At 51.2% G+C, this 20,164-nt stretch carries 9 protein-coding genes; 3 read left to right on the top strand and 6 right to left on the bottom strand.

Annotated features, from left to right (window positions below):
- Positions 1-22: 22 nt before the first annotated feature.
- The 4 genes from BLU87_RS14750 to BLU87_RS14735 form a co-directional block, all read right to left on the bottom strand.
- Positions 23-4,204, bottom strand: a complete 4,182-nt coding sequence (locus tag BLU87_RS14750; protein WP_092350193.1) for an OmpA family protein — start codon at positions 4,202-4,204, stop codon at positions 23-25.
- Positions 4,201-11,898, bottom strand: a complete 7,698-nt coding sequence (locus BLU87_RS14745) for a DUF7933 domain-containing protein (protein ID WP_092350191.1) — start codon at positions 11,896-11,898, stop codon at positions 4,201-4,203. The genes BLU87_RS14750 and BLU87_RS14745 overlap by 4 nt, the downstream gene beginning before the upstream one ends.
- Before the next feature lie 292 nt (positions 11,899-12,190).
- A complete protein-coding gene (locus BLU87_RS14740) occupies positions 12,191-13,180 on the bottom strand; it encodes a serine/threonine protein kinase (protein WP_092350189.1) in 990 nt (329 codons plus the stop codon).
- Between the two features lie 62 nt (positions 13,181-13,242).
- Positions 13,243-13,863: a LysE/ArgO family amino acid transporter gene (locus BLU87_RS14735; RefSeq protein ID WP_092350187.1), complete on the bottom strand. Its 621-nt coding sequence runs from the start codon at positions 13,861-13,863 to the stop codon at positions 13,243-13,245.
- A gap of 107 nt (positions 13,864-13,970) precedes the next feature.
- On the opposite strand from BLU87_RS14735, the gene BLU87_RS14730 reads away from it, so the two are divergent.
- On the top strand, positions 13,971-14,861 hold the full coding sequence (locus BLU87_RS14730; RefSeq protein ID WP_092350185.1) for a LysR family transcriptional regulator ArgP: 891 nt from the start codon (positions 13,971-13,973) through the stop codon (positions 14,859-14,861).
- Positions 14,862-14,961: 100 nt separating this feature from the next.
- Positions 14,962-16,311 (top strand): putative glycoside hydrolase, encoded by a 1,350-nt coding sequence (locus BLU87_RS14725; RefSeq protein ID WP_217637530.1) that lies wholly within the window; start codon positions 14,962-14,964, stop codon positions 16,309-16,311.
- 24 nt (positions 16,312-16,335) lie between these two features.
- Here the strand turns inward: BLU87_RS14725 and BLU87_RS14720 are convergent, their stop codons facing one another.
- Both BLU87_RS14720 and BLU87_RS14715 read right to left on the bottom strand, forming a co-directional pair.
- A complete protein-coding gene (locus BLU87_RS14720; RefSeq protein ID WP_092350183.1) occupies positions 16,336-17,370 on the bottom strand; it encodes an NADP-dependent oxidoreductase in 1,035 nt (344 codons plus the stop codon).
- A 306-nt stretch (positions 17,371-17,676) separates the two neighbouring features.
- Positions 17,677-18,966 (bottom strand): NAD-dependent malic enzyme, encoded by a 1,290-nt coding sequence (locus BLU87_RS14715; RefSeq protein ID WP_342743683.1) that lies wholly within the window; start codon positions 18,964-18,966, stop codon positions 17,677-17,679.
- Positions 18,967-19,141: 175 nt separating this feature from the next.
- On the opposite strand from BLU87_RS14715, the gene BLU87_RS14710 reads away from it, so the two are divergent.
- Positions 19,142-20,131: a dihydroorotate dehydrogenase-like protein gene (locus tag BLU87_RS14710; protein ID WP_092350179.1), complete on the top strand. Its 990-nt coding sequence runs from the start codon at positions 19,142-19,144 to the stop codon at positions 20,129-20,131.
- The last annotated feature ends 33 nt before the right edge of the window (positions 20,132-20,164 follow it).

Raw genomic sequence — 20,164 nt, 5'->3', positions numbered from 1 at the left:
GTTTTCTTCCCGCTAATACTCCCTACAACTTGCCAATCAGATTGATAAACCACCCCTTGGAATCATAATCAAGATCGGTCAAATCATCCGAAAAGTCAGTAAAGTTATAGCCGACACCAAACTTGATGTTCTTATTGATATGCCGGTAAATGGCTGCCAGGAACCCGGCGCGTTGATCCTCCGCGGCCGTCACTTTTAACAACCGCGCTTCGAGCAAAGCATCCCAATTATGGGTAAAGTGCAAGTCGGTCCGGACCACACCCAAGTGGGCATTGGAACTATACCAAGATCCATCAACCCGGTTTTCACGGATTTCACTGCGGCGATAACCATACTTCCCGCCGATGGAAATCCAAGGGGTCAGATCATAGATGGCATCGATAGAAAAAACATGACTCTTCTGGGCGTAATCTGCCAGCGTCTCCGATGATGTGAGCGCACTCGATGAGGGGAGATCGTAAAAATAGGTGTATTTAAACAGCGTGTTCAATTTATCGTTGGCAACCGGTCGATAGGCGTAACCCAACACCGCCTCGACAAAATCGGCATTATAGGTATCCCCTTGATCACTATCGGCAAAGGAGAAGTTCAACTTCCCCAGGAAACGCCAGTCTTCCGTGGTCTGATAACCAACATTGTTGCGCATCAGCCAGGTGGTCCGCTTACCTGAAGTGGTACCATCGTCTTTGCGCCATTCCAGATTACCAGCGTAACGGGTTTTTTCCTTGGCATAACCGGCAGAGAAGGAGAAGGCAGTCCGTTCCAAATCCTCAATATCGGCATCCGAAAGGTCGCCATTCTCGGCCTTGAATCCAAAGTTCCAGGCATCTGATGCTGCCAGATCGAGGCCGAAAGAGTGGATCAGCCCAGAAGGGCCATCACCGTGTTGCAGCCGCTCCTCAACATAGACTGACAGACTATCGGTATACCGCGTTTTACCACCGCTGGTAAATTGCCCTTGACGACCACGGGAGAGATCGTCGGTCCGATCCGTATCCAGCGTATAATTCATGTAGAGTTGACTGCGTTCATTGACGCGCCAATCAGCGCCAATCAAGCCACCCAAACCACCATCGCCACCGGAAACTTCTCCCGTTATTTGTAACGGATCAAAAAGCTTGTAGCGCCCACCAACACCAAAACGGTCATTGTTTTCTCGACTCTCCGTGGTTTTAATCGTCCCCTGGACAAAACCATAAGCGGACCAGTCCGGGTGATCAGCGGTCGCAGCAGGGGTATAATTCACCTGTCCCGCCAAATCGGTTCGGGAACCGTTTTCGGAAAGGGTTGAACTGGAATTGGCGACACGGTTATCGAGATCATCATAACGGACTCCACCACTCAGGCTCCAGCGCTGATTGAGCTGATAGATCCCTGTCATACTGGCAGCGACGCTATCCTGCGTGTCCGCCTCTTTCATATCGGCGCGGGTCTCCACGGAGAAGGAATCGGTGATTTCAGCGGATATGGCAGCCCCCAGCTGCTCAATATCTTCGGCTGCAATCTGCCCAGGACCCGAAAAACCCTCTTCCCGATCCTGCCAATAGACATGGGCATGTCCAACCTGATCGCTCACTTCGGCAAAATCGATCCCTGCTTCAACCCGTTTCGCCATGGCTTCCGTGTCGACAGCGGTTTCGGTCTCGAATTCAAAACCACCCGTCAAAGAACTATTGTTACCACTGCCCGAACCATCGGAACGGGCAACCTCTGCTTTAACGTAAGTTCCAGCAGCATAACGCAAGGTGGCATCCACTTCGCCCAGGGTTTGATCGGTATCGTCATCCCCCTGTTTATAGCCAGTGACGCCAATGTTCAAATGGTCATTGCCCCAAGCTGTCGCCCGTCCGCCCACCGTCATATTATCGGCTTCAGAGACACCGGGGGTATATTCATAGGTCGCAACCAGATAGACAGGGTGCCCCGAAAGGGAGCCGGAGCGTACCAATTGGCTATCATCGGCAGTGGAAGGCAAGGGGGAGGTCAACAGCAGTCGTCCTTGTAGAGAGTTGACCTCGTAATCTTGCCCAGCGGTCAATTGATTGGTTTCCAGCACCAGACCGGAATCCTTGTCGCGAATCTCCACCCAGACATTGTCCGATCCGGTAGTGATATCCAGATGGCGCAGGTAGTACAGACTCCCGCCGGTGCCACGAAATTCGTCCCGAGCGCCCAGAGTCCCGGGATCACCGGCAAACAGATCGACTTTTGCCCGCTTCTCACCGTAGCTGGTTTGCTGTGGCGATTCCCAGTGGGCATTGGCTCCGTACATACCGCGATTGATATTTGCAAAATCACTCCCGGTCCAGCGGGTCTGGAAGTTCCCCCACATCACATGGGAATCCCCCTTCGCCACTTTGACATAGAACTTGCCACTTGTGGGCGCATCTTCAACGGTGGTGGAATCATCACCATAAACCGGATAGTAGAGATCGGGATCAAGACGCCGCAACAGATACTCCGGATCTTTGGAATCAAAGTTACTGAACAGGTGTTCAAAGGGTTGTTCCTGGGTATCGGCAGCTGCCGTCAAAAGCCACTCCCCCTTGATTTTCCCTTTCAGATAGAATGCCAGCCGCCCATCAATATAGAGGTCATTTTCATAGTGTTGATCATCTGTGGTGACCAAACTCGCTGGGCCTGAAGTTCTATTTTCACCCGCAATCAGATCGGCAATACCGATATAAAACCAATCCTGATCCGGCACATAGAGATTCCGGGCAAAGTTCAACTGGCCCTGTTGATTTTCGACCTCAACGGTAACCACATGGGGACCAGCCGGAAGGATCTGCCGAGTGGCAAAACGGCCATTGGCAGCAACGGGAACCCGCTGTCCCATGACGCTGACCAGACTGTCAGGTGGCAAGTCGCTGCCATTGACAGTCACTGCCCCACCGTGAACGGGGATATTGTGGATCTGTAAACTATTTTCCCCATAGCCGATTAACTCTTCACGTGGACCACTCCCCTGATTTTTCTGGGGTTCTGCACGATGATCAATGCGCAGCGCTTTAGGGGCAGTTTCATCAAATTGTCCCTGTTCATCATAGACCCGGAGGACATAACGGATGTCGTTAGGCACCTGATCCCCCGGGAACCATTCAACTTGTCCCGGTGACGTAATCGGCAGCACCTGTAGCGGGGTCGATTGGGTTGAATCCTGCGGAGCAAAAATCCTCACTTCGCGCCGTTGAATCCAATGGTCATAATTACTGTAAGCGGTAAACGTGACTTTTTCCTGTCGCACTGCACTGTTGGGTGTGGCACTGACATTCAACCAAGGGGTCGATTCCAGATCGTCGTAATGGATCTGAATATCAGCTTTTTCCAGAGCGACATCGGTACAACGCTGGATATCGGGATCAATTGTCCCTGTATCTGCCAACGGTACACCGTCAATACTGATCCTGAAGGGGGCAGCGGTCGCAGCAGTCCGACTACTGAGAACCTCTGAACAAGCCCGTAACGGACTCTGTTCCACCGGAGTCTCCTTGGTGGTTGTGACCGTTGTATCAGTCGCGACAATAACCGGATCGTCGTATGAGACAAAGATCTCAACCCGGCGGTTTCGCGCTTGCCCTTCCCCTTTGTCGTTGGGGGCGATGGGTTCCAACGGACCCCGCGATGAGGTTTCGATCTGTTCCTTTTCCAGGTTCAGCAACGCTGCCAGATATTCTGCCGTCGCATCGGCACGTGCCTGCCCCAAACCGAAGTTATCCCCATAAATGGCAGCAGATTTGCGAGAAAGCCTATCGGGATCGGTATGACCCACGATCCGCAACCGCAGATTCTGCTTTCCGGCAAGTTGCGCAGCAAGTTGCTTCAGGTCGGCCTGTAATGATGGTGTCAGAAAGCTTTTACCGTAACCAAACTTGGGGGCAACAGAACTATCAATCACCTGCTTGAGTTCCGTCCGGTTGATTGTGACTGGCACCTCTTCCACCTGTGACACAGTCTCTTGCTGATAGGGGGATAATTCCCAGGTACTTTCATCAAGTTGGCGTTCACTGTTTGCCGGAGGATTGTGTCGGGCACCAAGACTGGCACCCGAATCAATCCGTTTACCATTCACTGAGAGACAACTACCGTCCCCGTCACAAGGGGAACAACTGCCATCTTCTTGGCAATAGTTTGCAGCAACGGCAGAGCTGTAACCCAACCCGAGAAGGACGATAACCAGTGCGCTAATAGTTAAGTTTTTCATTTTTCCCCTCCTTTAACCTGGAGGTCTCGTTGGAATATTTCCTCCTCAAAAACAAGGGTGTAGCAGCAACCCTGCGCCTCCCATAACGATTCAATCTGTTTGCGGACCTCGCTCAGTCGCGATTTGATCAGTCCCGGCGATTCACCCTGCTGGTTATACGCCAGTCGGATGATCGATGGAGCAGCACGCAGTTGCTCCGGCAAGGCGGTGATGGCCTGCATCAGTTCTTCTGTCGGTGCGTTGCTCGCGGCGTCAAATGCCGCGTTGGTCATTTCAAAGCGGACCACACGATGGATGGCCGCACCAAAATTGAGCTTAGCCATTTTCCCGCGGGTCAAATGGACCGTACGGGGATTTTCTGTGGTGACCCGATAACCGGATGGCAAGCTCCGTTCATCCAGCTTCATAATAAAGTTGGAACCCCGGAATTCATTGGGCACCATCGCGCAGGTCACATGGTAACGGCCTTCAGCGTCACTGGTGACCAACAACCCTCGGGCGGTCGTCACCCGGATATTGGGGAGTCCCGGTTCGCCATCATCCTGATAACCATTGGCGTTCTGATCATCAAACACCTTGCCAATGACGTCGGAACAATCAAATAGCGGATCAGGAATCACCCGCACCGTCGCCGTAGCCCGGTTGGAGACCGCATTATCCGGGGCAGGGACCAGATTATTCACCATCTGGGCGGTATTGACATATTCGCCCGTTTGTACCCCCGAACCGACGACCAGCAGCATCTTCACCGTCCGGCGCCCGTTGGCAGTAAAGCTGATATCGGTCAACCGCAGCGTGCGGTTATTCACTTCTGGAGTCACCGTCACCCCATCCAGCGTCGCGCTCCCCGATTTGAACTTGAACCCCGGAGGCAAAACATCATACAGATCAATGTTACTCAGCGGTGCTGCCAGATTGTTGACCGCGGTGATGGTGTAGGGGACCAGTTGTCCAATGGAGACATTGACCAGTGGAGAGGTCTTTACCAGCGTGATCGCCCCCTCCAGCACCGGATCGATGGGGAAATGATTGTTAATGACATTTGCCAATACACCGTCTTCAAAATTAAAGCTGGTGTAATATTGGGTGGAATTCCCGCTGGCAGCAAAATCCCTGGAATCTGCGGGACAAGAATCACCATCCTGGAGTGTCGCCGATGCCTGTGGCGGATCGGCGCTCGCTTGCACCGCAGCCGGATCAGGCAATGCTCCAACCGTTGGGGTATTGCTACAAACGGGGATCATTGTCGAAGCAGTCGGTAAATAGCCAGCGGGTGGTGTGACCCCAAGGGTGTAAGTGCCTGCAGGTGCGGTTGGAAGCAACAGGTATTGGTAGTAACCACTCTCCCCGGTTATCTGGGTCACATTCGCCTCACCACCAACCAGATGGATTGCTGGATCAAATGTTGCTGGACCGGAAATGCTGACAATTGCACCTGCGACTGGACTGCGAGTGACAGCGTCATACACCACCCCTGAAGGATCAAAGGGGAGACTCTGTTCCACAACTTCAGCACCAGCCACAAAGGTCAGTCCTGCCAATGTCCCGTCAGTGTTATCAGCCCCGGCAGGGTTCCCTTCACTAACAACGCCATTGCTATAAGTCGCCCCCGTCTCATTGGGGACAGGTCGACCATAAATAATGCCACTCTCTGGATCGCGGAAACGAAGCTGATAACCGCTACCCGGTGCAATACCAGAAATCTGGTAATTTCCCGAGCTATCGGTTGTGGTACTGGCAACCAGAGTATTATCAAGGGTGAGCTCAACAATCCAATCTGCCAGGGGGGTCTCACTATTATCCAAAATCTGGTTGTGGTTCGTGTCTCTCCAGACATGTCCAGATACTGAGGCAGATTCAGAAATTGCAGTCGGATCGGAAGCACTGTTGTTTCCATCAAAGCCTGATGGTTCACCCCCACCGAAAATGGTTCCAGTATTGGTCAAGAGTTGACCTGCCAGACCATCGGCAACAGCCACCCGTAAAATAATATCAGAGCCTTGTTCACCTGCAGCGATCACTTCGTTTGAGGTACAGGTGATCACCTGTCCAGCCGTACTGCAACTCCAATCACCACTGGTTGGCACTGAAAGGCTGGTCAGACCATACGGAAGGGTATCGACAACCGTCATTGTGCCAGAAGTATCCAAACTCCCAATATTGCTCGGCGTCAGGGTATAAAACCCGGTACTTGAACCCGCTCCAAGGCTGGTCGGTGAGTGGGTTTTCGCCAGTGCCAGATCCGCAGCAGCACCGGGAACTTCCGCAAAGTTATTGCCACCGGAGACTGGATTGTCAGCAGACAGGACAATATTAGCAATTTGACTGCTTGTGTCTGTCGGATTGCTCGCCGTTGCTCCATCGCTTCCTGCGGTCGTTACGCCGTTGGTGGTCCCTTCCGGTTGCGTCGATTGATTCAGGGTATAGGTCCCTTCGGGCAGATCGGTAAAGCTGTAACTCCCATCAGCTGCTGTCGTGGTCGTCATTGAGACTGGGTTGCCGCTGATATCGGTCCCGGTCAATGTAATCGTCTGATTGCCGATACCGTGATCGGTACCGTCAACAATCCCGTTGTTGTTATAATCAAGCAGCAGCGTTCCAGAGATACGACGACTGTTGGGAATTTCAGCAAAATTATTGTTCTCTGTAGTGGTATTCGGAGGTAGCTGGATAGAGTTAATCTGGCTTGGTACTGTGGTTGGGTCCGTAACCGTCCCAGCAGTCCCACCGTTGGTGACCGGTCCGGCGCTGGTCAACCCGCTTGAAGTTCCGTCAGGCTGGCTCGGTTGGCGAATCGAATAATTTCCAGGGATAAGATCATTGAAGCTATAGCCCCCGTTCGCATCCGTCACTGTTGTCGCTATGAGATCACCATCGGCATTGAGAAGTTCGATGACGACATCTGCCAGAGGGGTATCGGTGCCATTCATCTCACCATTATTGTTCTGGTCTAAAAACGCCGTCCCCGAAATTGTGGAAGGGATAATTTCAGCAAAGTTGTTGCCCGTTGAACCACTGATTTCACCAGAGGTCCCATCATCATCCAGGACAATTCCGACAATCTGACTGCTGGTTGTCGTCGGGTTTGATTCGGTTCCTGATGAACCGGTACTGCTGTTACTGGAGACGATCGCCCCTGCGGTCGTAGCTCCGTTGATCGTCCCTTCGGGTTGCATCGGCTGACAGATCGAATAAGTCCCTGCCTCGAGGGTGGCAAACAGATAATTCCCCAGACTGTCGGTCAGAGTCGACTCAATTAAGTCTCCTGAGCAGCTGTCGCCTTCACGTAATTCAACGCTGACACCAGAGACGGGGGAATCTGTACCCATCTCAAAGATCCCGTTCGGGGTGACATTATTATCGTTGTAAATCGTTCCTGAAATATAACCAAAGGAACTGATAATCAAGCCACTGTTGGCTGCCTGCTGATTCGCACCTACGGTTGTCTGTAAACTCCCTGCCGGGATGTTGTTATTGTATTCCCCCGGAATGTCCCCGGTGACATCGACCTGTATGGTACAACCGCCAGCTGGAATCGTTGCTTCAGCGGCGTAGGTGATGGAAGTAGAACCGGCAGCAGCAGTTACTGTTCCGGGGCAAGTTCCGCCAATATTGGGGGAGTCTGCGACAACAATACTCCCCGGCAATGACGGTAAATTATCGACAAATTCGCTGGTTAATGTTGTGTCGCTATCATTATCGTTGCTGAAAACAATCGTCAGAGTCGTGACCCCATTTGCACCAATAACCGCCGGGGCAAACTGTTTGTCAACTACAGGGGGAGCAGAAACCATCACCTCCGCGCTGGTAGGCTCCTCATTGCTCACCCCTTCGTTACTGGTCACGGCAGATGCTGGAATAGTGTTGACGTAATTTCCAGAGACGTTGCTCAAGACATCAACGGATAGGGTGCAATAACCCGTAGCCGGAACGGTCGCACCACTCAAACGGACAGCTGTCGCCGAAGCTTGGGCATCAACAAATCCACCATCACAGGTGGTGCTTGCATTCGGGGTCTGGGCGATAACCAGATTTTCCGGCAGGGCATCGAGGAGTGCCACTCCGGTCAGAGCTTCATGATTGGGATTATCCAGCCGGATTGTGAGCCGCGATGTCTTCCCAGGGAGGGCACTGCTGCTCCCCGTGGTCATGCCGACCGGATCACCGCTATCCAGGGTATAATCATCAAACGCGGTGTGAATCACCAGCGGATTTTTAACGAACAAGGTATCGCTGGCTGGTTGCGCGTTATCGACCGCAACACCCCCAGCGGTTGCGGTGACGGCGCCAGCTGCAATGGTATTGGTATATTCCCCTTGTGCAGCCCCAATAACATCTATTTCCGCATAACAAGATGCTGCGGTTCCATCTATTGCAGCACCAAGATTGGCACCGCTGACCTGAACCTGATTGGCTTCAGGGGCAGAAACATTGGCGCCGCTACAGGTGGACATGGGATCTGCGCCACTGGGAACCGTCACCCCGGCGGGCAACGTGTCGAGGACTGAGAGGTTCGCCATCGCCTGACCCGTTGGGTTGTAAAAGGTGATCCGCAACCTTGAGCGCTCATTCGGCTTGACAACTTTAGGACTAAAACTTTTTTCCACCCCAATGTTGCTCTGCGTCGTCAAACTGGTTGAAGCTGGACCATTATTGCTCAAACCCTGATCAGAGCTGACAGCACCAATAGGGATAACGTTGGTGATACCACCAACGGCACTCGAGGTCACATTGACTTTGACTTCGCAGGATGCACCTGCCTCCAGAGAGACGTTGCTGACCGAAATTTTCGAGCCTCCACTTGTCGCAGAGACCACGCCCCCAGGGCAAGTGGTGCTGATATTTGGGGTTGCTGCGATCGCCATACCGTTGGCAGCTGACTCTGCCGTACCGTCCAGCGTAAAGTAGTCGGTCACTGCCAAATGAGTCACTGCCAGATTGCCATTGGTAAAAGAGAGGGTCAATTCACTGGTTTGACCGGGAAAGGTCAAAGTACTTGGATTGGAGGTCTTGGTAACGCTGATGGCAGTTGGATCGAGGTACTCCAATGTTGCGCTGACATCAGCCACATTTCTGACCCCACCGTCAGCGGTAATATTCCCGCTTGGAATGACGTTGCTCCAAGAACTGCTCCCGGTGACAGTCACATCAAATTGAACATCGCAGGAGCCACTTCCGGCGATGGATGCCCCAGACATCGTCACAGTGTTGGCACCAGACGTTGCTGCGGTAAAAATCGGGGATCCAGCACAGGTGCTACTGGCATTCACCGGATCCGCCAGAACCATCCCTTCTGGTAAGGGGTCCGTCACGGTGACATTTGTCAAAGCGACTGCGCCTTCATTTGCCAGCCTCACAGTCACCCGCGAAGTCCCGCCAGATGAAATGCTACCGGGGGTAAAGCTCTTCTCTGCAGTTAAAGAAGATAGATAGACCAAACGGGCAGTATTTGTATTGACAAATACATTCTCTGCGGAATCCCCATTTGCATAGGTTTGCTTCGCTTCAACCTGAGCAACATTATCATATGTGCCTGCCGGCCCAATCACATCAAGACTGACGACACAACTGCCATTGGCACCCGTCCCATTATTGGCACGGGCAGGAACCGTTGCACCATTCAGAGTAAAAGAGTTGGCACCTGGTATTGCTTCCAGAGTTCCACCACAGGTGGTAACAGCATTGGCTGGGTTGGCAACTTGCAATTGCCCCGAACCATCAGTGGGGAAGGTATCGGAGATAGTAACAGCTGTCAGCGGATTGGCAGAGATATTTGTCAGGGTAATACTTAAGGTCTCAATTGTCCCCTCAGGGTGTATCACCGTGTCGGTGGTGTCATTGAAGCGTTTCTCCGCTGACAAGACGGTCGCTTCCGTCTTAACCGTTCCAGATGTCGCTGCGGAACCATTACACTTTTCGATGCCATCGTTGTAGCAAATATCACCTGCTGCAATTGTGTTAACAATGGAAGCAGCGTCACCAGCTTCGGAATCCACCATTCCCCAAAACGACAGGGTACAAACACCAGGGACACTACTCGTTGTTCGGGCTGGTAGAGTTGGGATGGTAAATTGCGCATTGGCAGCCCCCAGCACACTGGTTTCAGTGAAGTTTCCACAAGTAGAAGAAGGGGAGTAATCATTGCCATTGATTGTCCCTGTCAGGTAAGTCACGTTGCCCGGTAAGGTGTCGTTAACGGTGACATTTGAAATAGCTTCATCTGAGAAGTTTTGTACGGTGACGGTATACTGAACCGGATTGCCCGGTGCGACTTCAGCGGGGCTGGCAGATTTCTCCACCCTCAGAATATCAGCAACCAAAATAGAAGCAGAGCTAGGCTGACTGACAATCGCATCATTATCGACATCGACAGCACCAGCAGCGAGACTGTTCATATAACTGATAGGGACCTGTGATACCATTGCTGCGGCAGTAAAATCTACGGTGATGGTACAAGAGCCATTAGCAGGAATACTGTTACTCCCAGACAGCTCAATTCCATCACCTCCATCAATGACATTAACAGTACCACCACATGTGGTTGTGCCCTCCGTTGCTCTAAGCCCTGACCCTAATTCACCAACACTGCCCCCAACACCAACCACTCCATCAATAGGACTATCCGTAAAACTGCTTATGTCTAAAGGGGTATTTGCAACGTTCGTCAGCTCGATTGTCAGCTGACCTTCTGTCCCGCTGGCAAGCCGCGACGGACTGAAACTCTTGGTGACACCAAGTGGTGAGCGAACGCGAATCCTTGCTGTGGCATCGCTTGCGGCAGAAATCCCAAGGTCATTGCTAAAGTCGTCATCCTTGCTGATTCGATTGGTTTGATTGCCTGTATCATAACTGCCGTTGGTTGAAACACCGATCACATCAACGGAAAAAGTACAACTGCCGTTAGCCGGTATCGTACCCGTTGCGGTCACGCTCGTTGCTGTCGCCGATGGACTAAAATCTGGTGCACCACCACTGCTACAACTTGAGCTTGCATTGGGCGGATCGGCCACTTCGATAATTGCACTGCCTCCCAGTGTCGGGAAGGTATCGGTGATGCTAAAATCTGGAATCGGAACAGGATTGCTGTTTGCAACAGTAAAGGTCAGGGTGGTCGCATTGCCCCCGATGTCAACGCTTGAAGAATCGAATTCTTTAGTAATGGTTGGTTTTGCCAAGTCTAGAACATTGATGCTCTGACTGACTGCTCCGTTATTGGCAACAGTGTCACTGCTATCGTCCCCTGTTACTGCCCCATCCTCTATCTCGAAAGTGTAGGTAACGCTGCTGCCCGTGGATGTCCCCGCCGTCACCGGAACAATGATTTTACAAACACCGCTGGTATTATCAGCTCGAGCAGGGATAGAACCGCCCGTCAATTTAATGCTTTGGCTATCAACCGCTGCAGTGAGAGTTCCAGTCCCAACCTCCGTGTTTCCTTCAGGATCGGTACATGTATAAGTGGCGGCCGATGAAATTTTCAAACCATCAGGATAGGTGCCAGGAAGTGGAACATCAAAGCCAACAGCAGAGATTTCCGTGTCTCCAGTATTCGCCAGAGTAATTTCCAGACGTGTCTCCTGCCCCGGATATATCGCTGCAGGGTCTCCCGTGACAAGAGTCACCGAAGCCCCTAAATCGGCCAATGCACTGACTGGTAACAACAATAAAAGCAGCAACAATAGTATTTTTTGCATGGTCCCTCCACGTGCCTCAATCTGAAGCAAAAACAATAGTGGCAATACGGATGGATAGAGCGAAAACTATATTTATTGTCCAGCAGCTCTCCATACCCCGATCAAACGCGGAACAATATAAAAAAAATAATGCCTCGTCAAGGGACTGATTTGGTTATGTTTAATTTTACAGCTTATTAGTATTATTGAATAAATAGATTATTACATAGCTTATGAAGTTATTGCATATGTTGAAATTGACTAACTAAGACGGGAATAGCTTTGCGTGCTTATTGGTGGGTTACAACAATGGTTAAAGATGCAAGGGGGGTTCCTGCAATGCTGATAACTGTTCACGCAATTCAAGGATATGCTCACCCCAGTACTGCATGCTGTTAAACCAAGGAAAGGTGCGGGGAAAAGCGGGGTCGTCCCAACGCTTTGCCAGCCAAGCGCTGTAGTGCAACATCCGCAAGGTCCGCAGTGGTTCGATCAATTGTAATTCTGCAAGATTAAAATCACAAAACTGTTCATAACCGGTGAGAATTTTATCCAGTTGGCGCCGCTGTTGATCCTCCGGACCAGACAGTAACATCCATAGATCCTGGATCGCCGGAGCCATCCGGGAGTCATCAAAATCGACAAAATGGGGCGCAGTTTCACGCCAGAGCATATTGCCGCTGTGGCAGTCACCGTGGACGCGGATCGGAACAATGGAGGGGGATGTTGCCAGCCGTGCGTCAATCTGCTGCAACAGGTCACGCGTCAAGGTTTGATAGGATTCACGATATTCGCTGGGGATAAAGTTTTCAGTGATAAAAGCAACACACTCATGACCGAAGTTCTGACTGTTCAGGGCCGGTCGATGACGAAAGGGTTGTCTGCTGCCCAGCAGATGAATCCGCCCGAGCAAGCGGCCAATAACCAGCAAGTGTTCCAGATTGTCCAGCTCCGGGGAATGTCCACCTTTACAGGGAGAAAGGCTAAAGCGAAAACCTTCATATTGATGCAGAGTTTTTTTCTCCCGATTGACCAGAGGGGCGACCACTGGAAGCTCCAGTTGTTCAAGTTCCAGAGTGAAGTCATGTTCTTCTAGAATTTGCGCATCGTTCCACCGTTCAGGTCGGTAAAACTTGGCAATCAACGGTTGCCGATCTTCAATCCCCACCTGATACACCCGGTTTTCATAACTGTTCAGGGTTAAAATCCGGCAGTCACAGTGATAACCCTGCGATTCGACCGCATCCATAATGAAGTCAGGAGTCAGTTTTTCAAACGGATGCTTGGTGTTTTCAGGAGCCATAACTTCCTCGCAGACAGGGACAGAAAGAAGTCTACCCTTGTCCCCGCTGCAAGTAAAGATGCTTAGCTAAGATAGGGCTGTAGTTTGGGCCAAAGCAAAGAGGTCGCAATTCCCCACATGGTGAGGCAGACAAAACCATCGAGTAAACGCCACGCCAGTTGCTTACGAAACAACGGAGCGAGGAACCCGGCACCAAGACTCAGAGAGAAAAACCAGAGGATGGAAGCCGTTGTGGCTCCAGCTCCAAACAGATAACGATCAGCCAGAGCGAGTTCACCACTGAGACCACCGATAAGGACAAAAGTGTCCAGATAGGCATGTGGGTTGAGAAAGGTCAATGCCAGAGTGGCCAGGAACAATTGTCGTCTCGATGGGATCTGTTTTGTGGTTGCGTCCAAACTCCCGCCCTGAATTGCGGCACGAAAAGAACGGAAACCATAGCAGAGCAGAAACAAGGCACCGAACCAGGTCGCCAGTTGAGCCAAAAGAGGATGCGACGCCACCAGAGTGCCGATCCCACTGACCCCCAGAAAGATCAACAATCCATCACCGAGACTGCAAACGATAGCGGTCTGGACTGGAAAATTGCGATGGACCCCCTGCGACAGCACAAACGCATTTTGTGCACCAATGGCAATAATTAATCCGCCACCGATCCCAATCCCTTGCAAATAAGGCAACATTGTTATCCTCCGTTGAATAAGTTCATTGAGCAATGAAGCTAACCCTGAAAGGATTAAAAGTAAAATTACTTATTTTTATATCTCATTATCTCTGCTAATATTTATTTATGCTTGATTACAAACATCTTGAAGCTTTAGCCAATGTGGTCGCGGAAGGGGGATTCGAGCGCGCCGCTCAAGCCCTTTTTCTCACTCAATCGGCCGTGTCACAGCGCATCAGGCAACTGGAGGAGTCCTGTGGTCAGATCTTAATCTCCCGCACAACACCGCCAACACCAACTGCTGCCGGCACAGCACTGATAAAACACTATCAGCAAGTTAAACTGTTGGAAGCTGGGCTCTCTTCGGAGTTGACGACAGCTCCAGAAGCCAACATGACAACCTTGGCGATTGGTGTTAATGCTGACAGTCTGGCGTATTGGTTTATCCCGGCAATCAGCCCCGTATTAGCACGTAAAGGCCTCTTGATTGACTTGCGGGTTGATGATCAAGAACAGACCCATAAGTTCTTACGTAAAGGTGAAGTTATCGGTTGTGTCAGCACAGAAGCCAGCCCGATACAGGGATGTCGAGTAGAAAAGCTCGGAACGATAACCTATCGACTGCTGGCAACTCCTGATTTTATCAATCATTGGTTTGCAGATGGATTTTCATTAGACGCATCACGACAGGCACCTGCAGTGTTGTTTAACCGTAAAGACCGCCTCCATCAGCAATTTTACCAACAATACTTCGGTCGCAGTCCAGAAGTTTTCCCCACCCATTATGTCCCCGCACCCGAACAATTTTTCGAAGTGATTGCTGCGGGGCACTGCCATGGCATGGTCCCGGACTGGCAGAGCGCTGCAGGACTTGCTTCAGGACAACTGCAGGAACTGGCCCCAGGGACAACAATGCGGATGTCCCTCTACTGGCACTGCTGGAATTTGGCAGCTCAGCCACTGCAAGATTTCTCCCAGCAGCTCCTTATCAATGCCAGTCAATATTTGGACGATTAAAAGCCTCTTCTAATATTAGTTATTTTTAAATAATTGTTTATTATTTGCTGGCCATCATGTAGACTGCTGATAACTTTTTCTCACAGTTCGGAGCTTACAGGTGAAACCATATCTCGTAACAATCATTGTTGCCGTTCTCATCGTTCTTCCTGCATATGCTGTCGCGGAGCTGAACCCTATTTTCGGCACAGTCAGAGATGCTAAAACCAATGCCTTACTCACCGATGTCGAGCTGCGTACCAGTGACAACTTTACCTTCAGTAATGCCGATGGCTCTTTCCAACTCATGTCAGACGCAGTAGAAATTATCGTCAAACGTCCAGGCTATCTCCCCCAAACAGCAACCATCACCTCGCCACTCCATCTCCACCTGCAACCTTTCGTTCCCAAAGCGCTCTATCTCTCTTACTGGGCCGCCGATAGTCATGAGCGCCGTGAACAGTTGCAACAGCTGATTAACGAGACGGGGATGAATGCGCTTGTCATTGATCTGAAATCCTCTCGAGGAGATATTGCCTTTCGTAGCCAGACCCCTTTGGCAACGGCTGTCGGGGCCCAAAAAGTCAGAACCTTAAAAGATCTCCCCGAATTTATCGCCACGTTGAAACAGCAGGGAATCTATACCATTGGCCGGATTGTCGTATTCAAAGATGGGGCTCTGGCGAAAAACAGACGTGACTTAGCGATCCACACCCTCGATGGCTATCTCTGGGAGGATCGTGAAAAAATCAGCTGGACCGACCCATTTAATCCTGAGGTCTGGGATTACAATATCGATATCGCAAAAGAGGCTGCAGCTCTGGGTTTTGATGAGATTCAGTTCGATTATATCCGCTTTCCCGCAAAATCTGACCTGATGTTTTCTCAGGAGAATACCGGTGCCAATCGGGTTGCAGCTATCAACGGTTTTTTACACCGCGCCAAACAACAGCTTGCTGAGTATCCGGTAATGACATCTGCCAATATTTTTGGTTATATCTGCTGGAAACATAAAGATCAGAAAATTGGTCAAAGATTGGCTGATCTGGCCGAAAATGTCGATTATCTCTCCCCCATGCTTTACCCTTCCGGGTTTCCATATGGAGTTCCAAACTATACAAATCCGCTGGAAAACAGTTACGAGGTCGTCGCCCATTCGTTAAAGCGAGCGAGCACATTGACGGGGCTGCCGTCAATCCGATTTCGCCCATGGTTACAGGCATTTAGAGATTACGCCTTTGACCGGAGAAGTTTTACTGCCACTGAGATCCATGCACAGATCAATGCCAGTGATGCCAGCGGCAGCCATGGTTGGATGTTGTGGAACGCCGCCAGCAGATTTAGTCTGGCGGGACTGCAACAGTCAATCCCGCTGGGTGAGCTGAATCTGGTTGATGCCAGTCCGAAGCCAGGAGATTCGACCATCCTCAGCCAGACAAAAGAGGCGGAAAAAGATTACTCTTTACTATAATTATCACACCTGTTGAATCAGCTATCAGTCGTTGGCAACCCGAATGATCAATTTGCCAAAATTCTTCCCTTCGAGTAGCCCGGTAAAGGCTTGTGGCGCGTTTTCAAGCCCGGTGACAATATCTTCCCGATACTTGATCTCCCCCTCTTTAAGCCAGGCGTTCATCTGGTTAAAGAACTCGCCATAACGATGGCCATAATCATCAAAGATGATGAACCCCTGCATCTTAATCCGTTTGGTGAGTACTGTCCGAGTCAACAATCCGAGACGGTCCGGCCCATCAGGAAGGGCGGTGTCGTTATAATGAGCAATCATCCCGCACACCGGAATCCGGGCGCATGAATTCAGCAGGGGCAAGACCGCATCAAAGACCTTGCCACCAACACTTTCAAAGTAGACATCGATCCCTTGTGGACAAGCTGCAGCCAATTGCTCTTTAAGGTCATCGCTGTGGTGATCGATACAGATGTCGAAGCCTAACTCTTCGGTGACGAAGCGACACTTCTCCGCCCCTCCGGCAATACCGACGACGCGGCACCCTTTGAGCTTCCCGATTTGACCGACAACGGCACCGACCGCGCCGCTGGCTGCCGCAACCACCAAGGTTTCACCCGCCTGTGGCTGACCAATATCGAGCAACCCCATGTAGGCGGTGAAGCCCGGCATCCCCAAAACTCCCAGTGCCAGCGATGGTTGTGCCATGTGGGGATCAAGTTTAGTGAGACCAACGCCATCCGCCAGCGCATAATCCTGCCAACCGTTAAAACTGAGGAGCAGGTTTCCTACTTGAAAATCGGGGTGAAGGGATTTTTCTACCCGCGAGACAGTACCACCGATCATCGTCGCTCCGATCTCGACAGGAGGCGCGTAAGACGGAGCATCGCTCATTCGACCACGCATATATGGATCGAGCGACAGATACAGAGTCCGCAACAGAATCTGACCTTCCGCGGGGGTCGGTATTGCGGTCTCTTCAAGCCTGAAGTTATCAGCAGTTGGTGCCCCAATGGGACGTGACGCCAGAACAACCCTGCGATTGACGTTCTTATCTATAGTCATAATAATGATCTCCACAACAAGAGGACGATGATACTTCCCTGAATTTTGCACTCTTATTCAACTTTATCATATCTGCCGGTTTTGACGCGACTCGCAGGCAGATAGTCTTGGTGGCTCGGGGGTTATCAAGCTGAAACGAAGCGTGATATTCAAGCTAAGGAGAGAGTGAGAATAGCGGCGATCAATCCAGTCGCCATCAACAGAACTCTGAGATGGCAACTGAATATGTTTATCGACGTGCATTCGGTCATCGAAGCAGATTTTTTTTGAGGTGAGACTATTTACAACAAATAAAACCGAAGAGACTTACCAGGGTTTGATAACGCCGGATTCGAGTCCGGCCCGCTCCACAGCAGCCGTGACCGCCTGATGCACCTCTGGGTGGAGCAGCGCTGGGACCAGCTCACTCTCTTCAGCGTATTTGGCGATGGTCCGGGCAGCGGCAATCTTCATCTTGTCGTTGATCTTGGTTGCACGGATATTCAGTGCCCCACGGAACAGTCCGGGGAACGCCAAGGCATTATTAACACTCTTACCGTCCGCAGCAAAAGAGGCGCCGCTCTGCATCGCCAACTCTGGTTCAATCTCCGGATTAGGATTGGACAGCGCCAGAATCACTGAACCCTTGCGAACCATCTGTGGTGAAATTAATTGAGGACAACCGGTGGTGGCGATGACGATATGAGCATTCTTCATCACTTCGGCTAACGAACAGGGTTTGCCACCAATCGTAGAGAAACGTGCGCACGCAGCTTCATCCAAGTCAGCGCCGATCAGGGAATTGACGCCGTAAGAGGTCAGCAGTTTGCTGATCCCCATTCCCGCGGCCCCCAGACCGATCACTCCGACGACGGACTTACGCAACATCAATCCAGAGAAACGGGTCGCGTTCAGGAGCGAAGCGAGAACCACCACGGCGGTGCCATGTTGATCATCGTGCATGACCGGGATGTCAAGTTCAGCATCGAGCACGTCTTCAATTTCAAAACACTCCGGTGCTTTGATATCCTCCAGTTTGATCGCACCGAAAGTCGGAGCGATATTGCGCACCGTATCGATAATGACCTGTGGATCGTGGTTCTGGATCAGAATCGGCACACCGCTGACTTCAACGAGCCGGTCGAACAGTGCTGCCTTGCCCTCCATGACCGGCATCCCGGCGACCGCACCGATATCACCCAAACCGAGAATGGCGGTACCGTTGGTGACAATCGCCACCTGATTCGGGATGACAGTATACTGATAAGCCAACTCCGGACGCTGCTGAATTTCTGTACAGATCGCGGCGACACCTGGGGTATAAATTTTTCTGACATCAGAAATCGTGTTAATCTCCACCCGGCTCTTGGTCGCAATTTTTCCACCCTTATGGATGTCTTGAACCAAGTCGGTCACATCCTCAACGATGATACCATCCAATTGCGCCAGACCATCGACGACATCTTCCAGCTGTTCTTCCGAAGAGACATAAATGACAAGGTCACGGGTGTTATGAGTCCGACCGGCACGCACCAGACGGATATCTCCAATCCGGCCGTTGTGGCGGGCAATTTCAGTGGCAACACTGGCAAGATGGCCCGGCTTATCGTACAACATCAAGCGAAGACATTTGGCGATATTACCGATACCATGTTCGATTCTCATATCCCTGACTCCCTCATTTCATGTTAAGATTTGATGATATTACCAGATGGGGAAAATTTTACTTCTCATTATAGTCACTCTCAAGGAACGTGCAACGGCTAAATACCCATAAGAAAGGATCCTTTAGATGCCTGATCTCTCCACAAGCTATCTTGGACTTCAACTCAAGAACCCTCTGGTGGTTGCCAGCTGCGGTCTCACCTCCGGGATGCAAGGGGTGCAGAACTGTGCCTACGCCGGAGCCGGCGCGATCGTCCTTAAATCTCTCTTCGAAGAGCAGATCAACTCTGACATCACCGCCTTGCAAGCTGCAGCGGTTGATTTCCCCGACAACGAAACCCTGGACGACCTCATGGGCAACGGTCAAGCCAGCGATCCACAGGCCTATTTAACCCTCGTCCGTGAGGCAAAAAAAGTGGTCGACATCCCAATTATCGCCAGCATCAACTGTATCACCGCTGAGCGTTGGGCTGATTATGCGCGACAACTGGAAATCGCCGGAGCCGCTGCGCTGGAGGTCAATGTTGGCTTTCTGGCTAATTCTGCCGAACAGTCGAGCGCTGCCGTTGAACGTCGCTATGAAGAAATTTTACAATCCGTCAAAAGCCAGGTCAAAATTCCGGTCGCAATGAAGATCGGCCCCTATTTCTCCTCCTTTGCCTCATTAGCGCAGCGGCTCGGCCAAGGCCCACACGCAGCTGACGCCCTGGTTCTCTTCAACCGCTTTTATCGTCTGGACATCGATGTCGACAAACTCCAGGTGACTGCCGGCAACCCGTTCAGCAATGCGGCGGAAATCCACACTTCCCTGCGCTGGATCATGCTATTAGCCAACAGGGTTGATTGCCAGTTGGCGGCAACAACGGGAATCCACGATGGGTTCGACGTCGCCAAACAATTACTGGCTGGAGCTACGGCAACTCAAATCTGTTCAACTATCTACACCAATGGGTTTGCGCAGATCAACGTGATTCTTGAACAATTAAACAGCTGGATGGAGACACACGGCTTCAACACGATTAACGATTTTCGCGGTCGTTTAAGTCAGAAAAAGAGCAACGATCCAGAAAGTTACGAGCGGCTGCAATATATCAAAGGGCTCACTGGACTTGCGTAGCTGATTGTCGTTGACGCTATAGAACGGAAAAAG

Source organism: Desulfuromusa kysingii (assembly GCF_900107645.1).
GTDB classification, from domain to species: Bacteria; Desulfobacterota; Desulfuromonadia; order Desulfuromonadales; family Geopsychrobacteraceae; genus Desulfuromusa; species Desulfuromusa kysingii.
This window is presented reverse-complemented; position numbering and strand designations above follow the sequence as displayed.